General features: G+C 50.8%; 8 protein-coding genes. All 8 read right to left on the minus strand.

The window, feature by feature from the left end; translation table 11 throughout:
• Positions 1-25: 25 nt before the first annotated feature.
• The 8 genes from ACFQ0N_RS16580 to ACFQ0N_RS16615 all read right to left on the minus strand — a co-directional run bounded on the left by ACFQ0N_RS16580 (position 26) and on the right by ACFQ0N_RS16615 (position 11,432).
• Positions 26-1,384 (minus strand): hypothetical protein, encoded by a 1,359-nt coding sequence (locus ACFQ0N_RS16580; protein ID WP_379328055.1) that lies wholly within the window; start codon positions 1,382-1,384, stop codon positions 26-28.
• Positions 1,385-1,395: 11 nt separating this feature from the next.
• Positions 1,396-2,682 (minus strand): enolase C-terminal domain-like protein, encoded by a 1,287-nt coding sequence (locus ACFQ0N_RS16585; protein ID WP_379328057.1) that lies wholly within the window; start codon positions 2,680-2,682, stop codon positions 1,396-1,398.
• A gap of 106 nt (positions 2,683-2,788) precedes the next feature.
• A complete protein-coding gene (locus ACFQ0N_RS16590) occupies positions 2,789-5,572 on the minus strand; it encodes a family 10 glycosylhydrolase (protein WP_379328059.1) in 2,784 nt (927 codons plus the stop codon).
• An 82-nt stretch (positions 5,573-5,654) separates the two neighbouring features.
• Positions 5,655-6,734 carry a Gfo/Idh/MocA family protein gene (locus ACFQ0N_RS16595; protein ID WP_379328061.1) on the minus strand — a complete coding sequence of 360 codons (1,080 nt, stop codon included), beginning with the start codon at positions 6,732-6,734 and terminating at the stop codon, positions 5,655-5,657.
• Positions 6,727-7,797 (minus strand): hypothetical protein, encoded by a 1,071-nt coding sequence (locus ACFQ0N_RS16600; protein WP_379328063.1) that lies wholly within the window; start codon positions 7,795-7,797, stop codon positions 6,727-6,729. The genes ACFQ0N_RS16595 and ACFQ0N_RS16600 overlap by 8 nt, the downstream gene beginning before the upstream one ends.
• 42 nt (positions 7,798-7,839) lie before the next feature.
• On the minus strand, positions 7,840-8,715 hold the full coding sequence (locus tag ACFQ0N_RS16605; RefSeq protein ID WP_379328617.1) for a carbohydrate ABC transporter permease: 876 nt from the start codon (positions 8,713-8,715) through the stop codon (positions 7,840-7,842).
• A gap of 21 nt (positions 8,716-8,736) precedes the next feature.
• A complete protein-coding gene (locus ACFQ0N_RS16610) occupies positions 8,737-9,696 on the minus strand; it encodes an ABC transporter permease (protein ID WP_379328064.1) in 960 nt (319 codons plus the stop codon).
• Positions 9,697-9,770: 74 nt separating this feature from the next.
• Complete coding sequence (locus tag ACFQ0N_RS16615) at positions 9,771-11,432, minus strand: type 2 periplasmic-binding domain-containing protein (RefSeq protein ID WP_379328066.1); 1,662 nt, start codon at positions 11,430-11,432, stop codon at positions 9,771-9,773.
• Positions 11,433-11,446: the final 14 nt, after the last annotated feature.

Below are 11,446 nucleotides of genomic sequence, written 5' to 3' on the forward strand. Positions count from 1 at the left end.
AGCTCCCCACCTCGCCGTTAAAGTTTCACCCAGACATTTCTGTTGCATGACGTATCATCGCCGCCGCTCTCGACTCAAGCTTCTCCGCATTTCCCGGAATGGAGAAACACCATTCCTCGCACGTTTCGTATCCGCCCTTCTCAGCATACGCTTCGATGCACGGCACATATTCGAGCGAGACGTCGGCATATGCCATTATCATCAGCTTAAAGTGCGGAAATTCGTTCTTCAGCCTAAGGGCGCTCTGAATAAACAGCTCCCCCGGCATGAACACAAGCACAAGCTTGCCGAGCTTGATCACAGTTATTTCGGAAGCCATCTGCAGATCGGGATACCGGTCGAGAAGAACGAGCCGCTCCGCCAGACTCAATATATTCGCGCTGTTGTACTCACCTGTACATAAGTCGGGATTGGATGAATGCGCCGCGCGAAATCCCGCAATCTCCGCATCGAGCATCAGCTTCAGTTCTTCTTCGCCGCGCATAATGCGCAAACCGGTTGCGACAAGCCCGCTATCTACAAACAGTTCGTCCGCATTTATATCCTGTGCTGACGAATAACTGCCGCTTGCCGCCTCAGCGACTCTGGAGCCCATGTTCATACAATCCGCAAGCGGCTCGCCGACCGTGTACTTGCCTGGGCTTATATTGCCTGCGCAGCCCTGCAAGAACATACATATGCCGCCCAACTCGCGCTCCACCGCTTGTGCGGCGAATCCCGGGAAATCCCAGCATATTTCCGATAATTGATTGTAAGAAGTCGCATGACAGGCATAATTGATCATGCTGCCAATTACATGATTTTCCCCGTCAATAAACCAGGCGCACGACACATCCGGATCAATCAGTCCGTCCGGATACGCGCGTAGTTTGGCGGAGACTCCACGGCCGTATCGGACGCCGATCGTTCCGTCTTCGAGAGGTACTCTGCGATTGCATGCTACTTCGCTGACTTGTCCTGTCGAGCATTTGACTTTCACCGCCTTCAGACGCCGGAATGCCTCAATCGCCGCTCGTTCTACACTTTGCAGCACTTGTTCATAGTAGTCGCGGTTCAGGAACCGCAATCCTCGCCGGTCCAAGTAATCCTGTGCCGAGCGGTGGAGAAACGGCGACGAATGGGTATGGGTCGAGTTCAACACGATGCGGTTCACCGTCACCCCTGTCGCTTTGGAGACGACCCTGCGCATGTCGTCGATTACGCAGCTATACAGCGATGTCGTGTCTACCGATACAATCGCAGTCATGATCGACCTGCAACGGATCAAACATACTTTTACCTGAAGCGGTGTCACGATCGCTGTTATTTTCAGACTTACCGATAGTGAGGTTTGCATCCCCAGTCGAGGAGTCATATCCGCCGAACCGAAGCCTGCTTCCAACATCGCCGTCCCTCCTACAGATTCGATTCATAATGTGAGCTCGCTTCATAGATGCCGCCGCTGCGCTCGTAGAACGAATCATCCAGACAGAACAGTCCCTTGTTTTCCTCTGTCCAGGTCGCTCCCGCTACGGGGTGATAAGACATCATCGTTGACCAGTTGCGGTAATTTTGTGCACCGTTCGATTCAATCAAGCCGATTTTCATTCCTTGCAACGGATCGAGATGTGCCGCAACATTTTTGTTCCAATCCACCATATATGGATTTACTGTCAGATCGGCACAGAAGCAGGCTACCCCATGCGTTCTGGCGATCTCAGCCACCTTCAGACTCATGCTCAACGTCTTGGCGATCGGCTTCAGCGCCATCGCCCGGTATCCGAGCTGGATGCATTCCCATGCATCATCCTGATCATGCACGCTCTCATCCGCGGCAAACGTAACAGGTATGTCCGCCACATTGATTTTGTTCTGCTCTGCAAAAGGCTCTTCGAACAACAGGATGCGATCCAATGCCCCTATTCTGTCCGCATGATCGAGCAGACGCATAACCCGATCCTTGCTGTCATATCGACCGTTTGCATCCAAATAATAGGCGATGCGTCCATTGTCCGTATGCTTGCAATCGCGTTCCGCCGCAATACGATGAATGGAGGACAGTCGTTGCTTATCCCATTCCAGCATTTTACTCAAGTCCCCGTCCAGTTCGGGATCGGCGCCGAGCTTGATTTTCAATACAAAGCTTCCATGATTCAAAATGGATTCAATCTCTTCCTCCTTGGTTCCGTATGAGATCAAAGGGACTGCAGCCAAATTCCGCTGACGGTTCGGCAATGCACGCCGGTAAGCGGGCGGGATCATTCCGATATAATCCGTGCAGTTATTTTCCCTCGCATACAGCAACCAAGCTGCATGATCGACAGGAACGAGCGCATTGAGGGCGAATGTCTGACGCAGCGCAGCATACCCGCTAAGCTCCTTGCCATACTCGTAAACGGCGGGCAGCAGTGTATCCAGCAATTCGAAAGGCGTATCGAAGGTCATTTTCTCGGCTTCCTGCAAAGCGAAACGGGTTAATTGCAGCATCAGTCGATTGCCCTCAGCTTCACCGTAACGGATAAAAATTTGCGGATCGGACCACAACACACTCTGGACGCCCAGTCCGACGCCATATTTCCCGCTCCCGCTTTCCAATCGAACGATCGTTTGCCACGCTTCCGTCAAAATTCCTCCCTTAAATCCGAATGGAGAAAGGAACGACTCTTGTTCCACCTTGCAACTGCTCTGATGAATGGAAATCATGAATGTTCTCCTTTATTACCGAACTGTATCGCTATAGAAAAAGCCAACGCATGGGGAGAAAACTCCTTCATGCGTTGAACTTCATTATGGAATGCCTCTAAGCTTGTTACGGAGTACTTTGAATCTCGATGGAACTTTGAACCAGGTCGGCCGGGTAGCCGAAGTAGTGCCATTTATCAAGCTCGACCTTATCGCCAAGATTCCCTAAGCTTCCATTCCCTTTCCAGTTGTTGAAAATGTATATGCCGTCCGCACCCGCTTGATACAGTTCATACGTCCTGACACGGTACTGCAGAGCGTTCAAGTATTGAGATACTTTATTCAGCGAGATGCCTTGCTTGATCAGGTCTTCCTCTTCCTTCGTCAAGTCACTGCCGGCCAAGTCCGCGTTAATGCCTGCGTAAAGACGGATGCCCGTATTTCGGACGAGATTTACAAAAGGAGCGATGTCATAAAAATCCTCATAACTGATGCTGGCAGGAATAAGGACATCAACCAGCCGTTCACTGACCCATTGCTGAATATCGAAGCCGTATTCCAGATAGCCCTGGTGCGGAAAACGAACCGATATTTGCTTGCCGCTTGGAATAGCCGTTCTGAGCTCGCGCAACAGCTGCGTAATCGCGTCTGCCTTGTACTGATTCCAGCGCGCGTTTCCCGCTTCCGACGTTTCATCCTTCGGTTCTATGCCGTATTGCATCTTATAAGCTTCCGTCAACTCCGACTGGTAACCGAAAGTATACGGATATCGGTTGAAGTCCAGATTCACCCCATCCACGCCCGGGAATGAAGACGCTTCTACCAGCACGTTCTTCACATAATCGCGCACAATCTGGTAGCCGTAATCGACCTCGAATTTTACGTCTCCATCTTTGTCAACTACTCTATACGGCTGCATCTGTTCATCATATACTTTACCGTTCAAATATCCGTCGCTCTGCGGGTCGTAAACCGCATTCATCCGAAAACTGGCGTTTACCTTCATTCCAAGCTCTCCAGCCCGTTCGGCAACGATCTGCAAGGGCGATTTGCCTGCAGCATTGATGTCGAGGATCGATTGCCTGGCTACCTTGTCGCCGTCACGCATCTGGGCTTCGTATTGCTCCGAACCGTCGAAGGGAATGCCGGCATACTGGCTCGCATGATTCAGCGTGAACGTCGTTAACAGCCCCCAATCGATTTGTCCCACATCTTTCCCTTCATACCGGTTAACCGCGCTTAGCTTCAACGCTTCCGCATTCGGGTAGTAGCCCTCATAGAAGTCGCTGTAGCCGTCATTATTGTAGATGACGCGTTTGCCGTTTGTGCCTTCATTCGGCGATACGTACAGATTAACGGCATCATTCGTCAGGCTCTTCAGCTTCACATAAGCAATTCTGGCTTTTTTACCGGCCACCGGAGCAATGACCAACTCTTTGCCGTTCATCTTCGCCGCCATGACGAATCGCTCGCCGAGCAGTTGCGAACCGTACTCATGGCCGGGTACAATTTGTCCCCCTTCAAAGTCGATCGTCTTCTCATCTTTATGTACGGACGCTTTAAACGATTCCGTACCGGTGACATATCCGACATAAATTGCGAACCAGCCTTTTAGTTTGAGAGGCAATGTCAGCGCTTGAGCGTTAGGTCCGTTTTCAATGGCAATCGAATCGCCGGTCGTTCCTCTAAATCGATACGAAGCCGTTTGCCACCCGGACTCTGCCGCATTTTTTTTCTTGCTGCCTTTATTACCGTTGGTCATGCTGGCGACATCCGTAAACAGGAACGTTTGATTAGGCTGCGAATCGACCCTGTCGTCCGCAGCAATGCGGGTAACGGTAGAATCGATGAACATACCGCGGTCAACCTCATCAATTTGCCGGTTCCCGTACAGGAGCGTAACGACCGTCTTTAGCATGCCAGTTCTTCCTTGCGCATCCAACTGCAGCTCCAAGCCCGTGCTGTTCGCCAAGGCGGACGTTTCTGCAACCAGTTCCTGCCCCTGATACAGCTTGGCACTCACGCTGACGTTACCCGCTCCGATCCATCCGGGAGGCATTTGGGCAAGCTGCACAGCCAGGTTGACCCCTGCTGAGCTTGAAACAGGCAGAATTGATAAACCCCCGATATGCGGATCGTACTGCGCCCATTCCGGAAGCGCCCCATTCGTTAGCTTGATTCGATCCAAATATACTTCAATCGTACCCGATTTCCAGTCTAACGGGATGTCCATTATGTTAATCGAATCGGGGAGATCCGGTCTTGCTACGGATATTCCAGGGAAAGCGGCTACTTTCAACCCGTCCAGCACAACAAGCAGCTTGCCGGAACCATCGTATGCGATTCCCCAATGATGAAACTCATCGTTGGCAATCGGGGGAATCGGCGCTTCAAGATAAGATCCGGAACTGGCATTTGTCATCACCATGATTTTATCTTTCTGAAAGCTGATTTTATATTGTTGAAAGGCGGCTATCACCTCGAAGCTTAGCCCGCGCCAGATCGTGACACCGGGAATTTGCTCGATTTCGGCCAGATCGTCGATCCTGGCGTCGAATTCAAGCGCCCACGGCCCGCTGCCGATCGACAATTCCTTGGTCATTCCTTTATATCTGTCGTTAATGGAGCCGACCTCGTCGCCGTAAAGCAAGTACTGGCCCTCCGGCACCGGCTTCATGGCCGCTTGATTCGGATTGCCGGTTGTGTTGGCATGATCCGTAATATATGCGCCATCATCGGGATCGTCGACGGACCAGCCGGCGGCGGATAAACTGCTTGCATCGTCTTCGAAGAGGACGGTTGGTTCAGGTGCAGCGGAATCTTCTGCATGAGTCGGACTGATCGGAAGTAAGGTCAGGAATAATGCAAATAACAGAATCGGAACTACCAGCCGCCTTTGTTTGATATGCATATCATAATCCCTCCATTTAGCATTGGTTAGACTTCATAAAATCCGAACTTTGTGCTTGATACATGATTCCATCACCAGTGTGTCACCTTACCTGCGGCACATCCAGCCATACGCCTCCTTTCTCCACCGCTTCTTGCGCAATAAGACCGGGCAGGGTGTATTCCATCGCCCGATAAACATCGATAGGAGGAGCAACCGAACGGTCCAGCGCATCGATAAAATCGCGAATCAAGTAATATTCCGATGTACCATGTCCGCCTTTCGTCGCTTCCTCCGGCGCAGTCGGATCGATGATCGGACAAGGAAGAGGTATGGCTCCCTTCTCGCATTCGGGCTCGCCCTCCACATACATCCAACCGTCGCTATCATAGCCCAACCGGCCGTTTTCCAACTGTCCTTTCGAGCCATACAGCGAATAATGCCCGATTGCCGGAAGTCTTGCCGCAACTGAACTACGGAGCAGCTTAATCGTCACCCCCTTAGCCGTTTCGAATAAAGCAACCTGCATATCGATACAGCCTGGTCCGCCATGCGGAACAATCGTTTGCGATTTTCCCGAGCCGGTTGCCCGCACGATGCGATCATCAATCATTTCGAGAATGGGACCGAGCGAATGTGAGCAGTAATGCAGCGGCGGACGCTCGTTGCGCCAATAAACGGCGCCTGTTGCCGGGTTCATAATTCTGTCTCTGATTTCGTGCACGTACTCGCATTCCGCGTAGAAAACCGTCCCTAACCGGCCCTCCCGCATCATCCGCTTCCATTCCTGAAGGAAATGGAAGTATACCGTATTCTCCGCCATCATATAGGTAAGTCCTGACCGTTCCACTGCATCTGCAATGCGAAAGCAATCCTCGACACTGGAAGCAGCGGTAACCTCGCATAATACATGCTTGCCCGCTTCCAGCGCAGCGAGCGTCTGTTCAGCGTGATACGGCACCGGGGAGCCGATCATGACGAAATCGATATCCGCATTGAGAAAATCCGCATAATTGTCGTACCGCGCACAATCTGATATCCCGAGCTCATCACCGGTCTTGCCAAGCGTGTCGGAATCCGGATCGCAAATCGCGGTCACCGAAATTTGCGGGTGATGCATATAGGCAGCCGAGCGATGGGAACCGCCCAGTCCGACAAGCCCCATTTTCCACACTTTATCCATTGGTGTTCTCCATCGCGCTCCTGCGCTGCAACCGCTGTTCCTCTCTGTGTCTTTCCGTAATTCTGTACATCGCTTCGCCGATAGCTTGCCATGTCATATCCGTATTCGCCGCGCGGTAGTCGTTCGATTCCGCGCCCCGATAACTCCAGACGAGTATCGTTCTCGCACCGGCGTCATATGCGGCGTCCGTTGCCAACACGATTTCTTCTTCCCTGCCGGCGGGAACATTGAAGCCCTGAATCCATATATTATGATCCTTGCCGAATTGCTTGGAGATCCGTAAATTGTGCTGTGCGGATTTGTAGACAAACTCATAAGGCTCGAGCTGCTCTCCGCCAATCCAATACGGATCGGAACCGATATTGTCGAGTGTCCGAAGTCCCGCGATCGCTTCGATTGTCGCCAAATTAATACCATATTCCTTCCCGAGCATGACGCATACGATGTTCGCACACTGCCGGTCTTTACTGTACTTGGTCACATCGCGGAAATAGTCGACGACGGTATTAACCCGAAACGCTTCCACCTCCGGTGTAAACTGCACGGGCATCTCTTTGCCGTATTTCTCGCGGAACAGCAGCTTGCATCGATTGCAACAGCATGACCATATGCCCGGCTTGCCTTGCTCCATCGACTTCGCCGGCAGATGAGGCTCATCCCACATGATGCTCTTGCCGCCGATCTCCTTCACGGCATCGATCCATTCCCGCGTGAATTTACGGAAATCGGAGCTATTCAAGCAGGCGCGCACGGGATCGACTGTCCCGTCCGAATACACTTGATGACTGTCCGGATAATAGGCCAGAAAATGCGACTTGTCCCCGGGCGGTCCGCTGATTCCCCAATTATCGATCCAAACATCGAGCCCATGCCCTTCCGTAATCGCTACAATTTCCTTCATGATGCTGTGATGCCGATCCCAGTCCGTGTGCGAGAACATGTGCACGACAAGGTTGAAATGATGCGCGATAATATCCCGCATATCGGATTCGACATGCCTTAATATGCGATTTCCGTGATAGGCGACTCCTTTAATCAATCTGTTGCTTTGTGATGGATGCATACCGCTATTCCCCTTTAATATCGTAGTCATTCACCCTATTAACTACTCCTTGATCGCGCCGATCAACACGCCTTTAACGAAATACTTTTGCAGGAATGGGTATAGAAACAAGATTGGAAGAGTGGCCACCATGATCGTGGCATATTTGATCGTTTCACCCACCTGTGCTTTTTCAACGGTAGCGGTTTTCGTCAACATTTTCTCCGTATCGTTCTGGATCAAGATTTCCCTGAGCACCATCTGCAGCGGAAACAAATCCCGATTGCGCAAATAGATGAGGGCTCCGAACCAGGAGTTCCAATGCCCCACCCCATAGAACAGGACCATGACCGCTACGACGGGCAACGACAGCGGCAGCACGACGCGGAACAGAATGGTGAAGTCGTTGGCTCCGTCAATACGTGCCGACTCCTCGAGACTTTCCGGGATTCCCTGAAAGGACGTACGCATAATGATGATGTAATAGGCGCTCACAGCACCGGGAATGATCAGCGCCCATCTTGTGTCGATCATGCCGAGATTTTGCACCAGCAAATATGACGGGATTAACCCTCCGCCAAAAAACATCGTAAACACGATCATGAACATGATCGGATTTTTCCACATCACTTGCTTGCGCGACAATCCGTACGCGGCGAACGCCGTCATCAGAACATTAAGCGATGTTCCAACTCCGACATAAAACAAAGTATTCATATAGCCGACCATAATATTCGGATTTCGGAAAACCGCCTTGTACGCATCCAGGCTTAGGCCCTGCGGTGTTAGAAGCAATCCCCGGTGCTTAAGCAATTGCGCGGGATCGCTTATTGAAGAAAATAGGACGTACACCATTGGGTACAATGTCGCAATGGATAACAGTACGAGTAAGACTGCGTTAACTACATCAAATGCGAGCTCCCCTGCAGTTCGTTTCATCACTCTATTCTCCCCCCCGCCCTACCAAAGTTTTGTGTCTGTCATCCGGCGGCTGAGCCGGTTGGTGACAATGAGGAAAACAAAGTTGATAATGGCGTTAATTAGTCCCACAGCCGTACTGTAGCTATAGCTGGCTTGTAAAATCCCCTTACGGTAAACGTATGTTCCAATCACGTCGGATGTTTCGTATATGAGAGGATTATAAAGAAGCAGTATTTTATCGACATCAACGGCTAATATGCTCCCCATATTCAGAATAAACAGGATCAGGATGGTCGGCATGATTCCCGGCAATGTAATATGCCACATCTGTTTGAATCTGCTCGCTCCATCGACACGGGAAGCTTCATAAAGCGTGGGGTCGATATTGGCAATAGCGGCCAAATAAATAATGGAGCCCCAGCCTATGCCTTGCCAAACGCCGGAAGCGATATAAAGAGTACGGAACCAGGCCGGATCCGTCAGAAAGCCAATTGGCCTTCCCCCGAACCACTCCACAATTTGATTGATGAGGCCGCGTGACGACAGGAAGTCGACCATCATCCCGACAACGACGACCATCGAGATAAAATGCGGCAAATAGGTGATGGATTGTACCGTCCGTTTGAAAATACGGTTGCGCACCTCGTTGAGGAGCAGCGCCAAAATGATGGAGCTTGGAAACCCAATAATCAGGCTGTACACGCTTAGCAAAATTGTATTGCGCAGCACACGCATGAAATAATAACCATTGAAAAAATCTACAAAGTGCCGGAAGCCCACCCACGGACTGCCCCACATACCCCTGCCTGGAGAATACTCTTTGAAGGCAATCTGAATACCGTACATCGGACCATAATGGAAAACAAGATAATAAACTACAACAGGCAACAGCATCACATACACATACTTATTGCGCTTGAAATCCTTGACGAGCCTGCGGCTAAACCGGACATCGGCGATCGGACCTGGGACTTCGGTTTGGTGTGCCGTTTGTGCCATATAACAACCTCCATCCTGCTAAATTAATAATGCCGTATCGGGAAAACGCCTCGTCCCCGATACGAACCGACGGTTTACTTCCGATTGTTGTACCGGTCGAGCGCCGCTTGTTGAATTTGGATCGCCTTGTCGATCCCCATGCCCTTGATCGTTTCCACAAAATTATCAAAGTTTGCGAGCGGTTCCGTCCCCATGATAAATTTGTTGAACTTCTCGCCGTAGAACGTATCGATGTCGTTCATGATGTTGGCAAATTCCATATCCTCTTCCGCTTTAAGCGTAATCGCTGGAAGAACGTACGTTCCGTCCGCTTTGGCCCATTCTTCCCTGGCCTTGTTCTGCTGCTCTCTGTCCGACAGCTGCCTCATCGCATCCTGATCGTAGCTGTACGGTCCGTATCCGGGCGTAACATTCCCGAGCGCTTGCGTTTTCGTTAATTTATCCGGGTTATTCATAATAAAATCGGTAAACTTCGCTTTGCCATTTTCCATGACATAGCTTTTTCCTTCGACTCCGAAATTGTACAGCATATGCCCTTGTTGACTGAATCCGAAATCAAGCCACTTCATCGTTTCCGCGGGATTTTTATTCGCGCCGGAAATCGCAGCACCCTGTCCGATAAAGGGACTGCTCTTCATCCCAAAATGGTTCGTGTCGCCCGCATTGGCAACCGGGAATGGCGCACCTGCCAAGTCAAAGTCAGGATTCGTCGGCTTGACAAGGTCGAGATATTTGCCAAGGCCGCTCCCGACATATCCGACAAAAGCGCCCAGCGTATTCGTCGACATTTTCGCATCGCGCAGCTTCGTGTCTGTAGCCGCATAATCCTGATCGATCAATCCTTCTTGATACCATTTCGCCATCGTCGTGACAAATTGTTTGAATTCCGGTTCGACCGGGCCGAACTTCACTACCCCGTCTTTTTGATAGAAATAATTCCCGACGTTCCATGCGCTAGCCCATGCACTCATATATTCCGGCAGCAGCGGAATTTCATCTGCTTTGCCGTTTCCGTTCGGATCCTGCTCCTTAAACGCTTTCAACGTCTTATACCAATCGTCGATCGTCTCCGGAAGCGGCAATCCCAATTTTTCCAGCCAGTCTTTCCGGATGATCGGGCCCGAATTCACTAATGTCCAATCGTTCAAATCGATTTTCGGCATGACATAAATATTGCCATCATCGGTCGTAATCTCCTTCTTGATCTCCGGGTTATCCTTCAGGTATTGACTGAAATTCGGGGCATCCGACTCAATCAATTCGTTCAGGCGGATGATCGATTTGTCCTTAATCGCATTATCCGGTCCCTTCGCAACGGAATTCCATGTGTAGTAGATCACGTCCGGCAGCTTATTCGTTGCAAGCAACAGATTGATTTGCTCGGCTGCTTCGCCGGCTGGATGCTGGAACTCCACCTTCGTTCCGGTAATCTTCTCCAATTCCTGATACATCCCTGCTTCTCCAAAATTTTTCAGCGATGCGGCAACGTCCGAATCCATCTGGACCCAGTAAGTCAGAGATGCCGGATACTTCGTTTCGTTCTGTGTGCTCTTGGGGGTCTCTGTTGAGGTATCGGTTGCGGCGGGTCTTGTCAACTTATCTGATTCTGCGCTGTCCTTGCTGTCTTTGTCGTCCTCGTTCCCACAACCTGCGGCAAGTGCAGATATAAGTGTTATGCATAACAGCAGCGCCACGATCTTGCCTCTCCCTCTAGATTCTCGAATCCCATTGTTCATTTACATGTTCCTCC

It is taken from the genome of Paenibacillus sp. GCM10027626 (genome assembly GCF_042676285.1).
In the GTDB taxonomy this organism is placed as follows: domain Bacteria; phylum Bacillota; class Bacilli; order Paenibacillales; family Paenibacillaceae; genus Paenibacillus_Z.

Coding starts and splice junctions, on each gene's coding strand:
- ACFQ0N_RS16580 (WP_379328055.1), bottom strand. CDS start 1,384: ATGTTGGAAGCAGGCTTCGGTTCGGCGGATATGACTCCTCGACTGGGG.
- ACFQ0N_RS16585 (WP_379328057.1), bottom strand. CDS start 2,682: ATGATTTCCATTCATCAGAGCAGTTGCAAGGTGGAACAAGAGTCGTTC.
- ACFQ0N_RS16590 (WP_379328059.1), bottom strand. CDS start 5,572: ATGCATATCAAACAAAGGCGGCTGGTAGTTCCGATTCTGTTATTTGCA.
- ACFQ0N_RS16595 (WP_379328061.1), bottom strand. CDS start 6,734: ATGGATAAAGTGTGGAAAATGGGGCTTGTCGGACTGGGCGGTTCCCAT.
- ACFQ0N_RS16600 (WP_379328063.1), bottom strand. CDS start 7,797: ATGCATCCATCACAAAGCAACAGATTGATTAAAGGAGTCGCCTATCAC.
- ACFQ0N_RS16605 (WP_379328617.1), bottom strand. CDS start 8,715: ATGAAACGAACTGCAGGGGAGCTCGCATTTGATGTAGTTAACGCAGTC.
- ACFQ0N_RS16610 (WP_379328064.1), bottom strand. CDS start 9,696: ATGGCACAAACGGCACACCAAACCGAAGTCCCAGGTCCGATCGCCGAT.
- ACFQ0N_RS16615 (WP_379328066.1), bottom strand. CDS start 11,432: ATGAACAATGGGATTCGAGAATCTAGAGGGAGAGGCAAGATCGTGGCG.